This is a genomic window from Methanoregula sp. (assembly GCF_002835825.1).
Lineage (GTDB): Archaea > Halobacteriota > Methanomicrobia > Methanomicrobiales > Methanospirillaceae > Methanoregula.
In genome coordinates this window covers 1-1,450 of record NZ_PIZH01000522.1, presented here as the reverse complement: position 1 = coordinate 1,450, position 1,450 = coordinate 1, and the positions used below count along the sequence as shown (strand labels likewise).

General features: G+C 61.0%; 2 protein-coding genes. Both read right to left on the bottom strand.

Annotation, left to right across the window (positions count from 1 at the left end):
* Window positions 1-435 (bottom strand): asparaginase domain-containing protein (locus CW742_RS12920; RefSeq protein WP_292421011.1); only part of this gene is annotated, 435 nt, incomplete at its 3' end.
* Between the two features lie 23 nt (window positions 436-458).
* Window positions 459-1,316 carry an argininosuccinate lyase gene (locus tag CW742_RS12915; RefSeq protein ID WP_394339473.1) on the bottom strand — a complete coding sequence of 286 codons (858 nt, stop codon included), beginning with the start codon at window positions 1,314-1,316 and terminating at the stop codon, window positions 459-461.
* Window positions 1,317-1,450: the final 134 nt, after the last annotated feature.

The following is a 1,450-nucleotide window of genomic DNA, read 5'->3' as shown; positions in this document are numbered from 1 at the left end:
TACGTTGGCTACCTGTTGGCTGTGTTTTGGTTCGGCAGGGGTCGTCCGGGCGGGGGGCGGCCAGGGGGCGGGGGTCGTGTTTCCAGAAAGGAGGGTGGGAAGGGGGATGGTCCGGTAGTTTGCGATCTCCGCGAGTTCCGGAATGGCGACGAGGATGTCGCTTGCATTGAACTGGCTTGTAACGGAGCCGGTGCGGTAGTCGATCCGGCTTGCAATCGTCCCCCCCGTGGAAACGATGGAGAGGGTGGGGAGGTTCTTGTTCTGGGCAATGTCGGGGGTCTTTGCTGGCGCCGGTACCGGCCGCTCCACGAACGTGCAGACCTGCGGCGGCACGCCGATATTGTAGCCCGAGCCGAGCTTGACAACGGCCATGCCGTCGCGGTTTGTGATATAGATCCCCTTCAGCTGCTTTCCGCCATAAGCGCACTGTACGATATCTCCGGAAACAAACTCTGTTGTTATGCTACCAGCCTCCGCGCTGTTTCGGTGAGTTTTGTTGTTGTCGACCTGAGGTTTTTGAACTTCTCCCGGATCAGTTCACTGTCCTTATCCGCCTGCTTCCTGCGGGCAGCAATTGCCTTCTTTGTCACCTTCGGTGCCGGGCCTCCAATGATGTCCCGGATGGCAACCGAGTAGCCAGCGTCCAGGACCTCGCTTATCTCTTTCTGCGTGAGCCCCATCTTCTTCAGCGAGGTTCCCGGGGCCACCTCGGCAGCTGCTTTGTCGAGCGTGGCAAGTGTCAGGCTGCCCTTCTGCACTGCTCTCCCGACGATCGAATGCGCTGTGCGGAACGGGATGTCGTACGAGCGGACGAGCGTGTCGGCAAGTTCCGTTGCCGTGGAGAAGCCTTTCCCTGCTTCCTCCCGCATACGTTTCGTATCGAATTTTGCAGTCTCGAGCATGCCGAGAAGGACCCACGTGCTGATCCCGGCGCTGTGCACCCCGCGCCAGAGGTTTGGCGTCAGTTCCTGGAGGTCGCGGTTGTAGCTCATCGGCAGGCCCTTTGTGATGGTGAATGCGGCCGCAAGGGACCCAAAGACCGTGCCGGTCTTTGCCCGCATGATCTCGGCTGTGTCCGGGTTCTTCTTCTGGGGCATGATGGACGATGTGGAGCAGTAGGTGTCGTCCATCTCCACGAACTTCACGAAAGATGTGCTCCAGATGACGAGCTCCTCGCAGAGCCGGCTCGTGTTTGCCATGTGGATGGAGAGATCGGCGAGGACTTCGAGCGCAAAGTCCCGGGTGGCCACGGCGTCCATGCTGTTCTCGAGAAGCCCGTCGAACCCGAGGAGGGATGCGGTGTACTCCCGGTCAATGGGATAGCCGGTGGATGCAAACGCGGCTGCGCCGTGCGGTCATTTGTTGTCGCCGGGGTGCGCGTCCTCCTGCGGGTATAAGTCGCGGCTGACGGCCTGGTCGGAGGCAAGCGGGGGTAGCGTGGTGGTGGGGG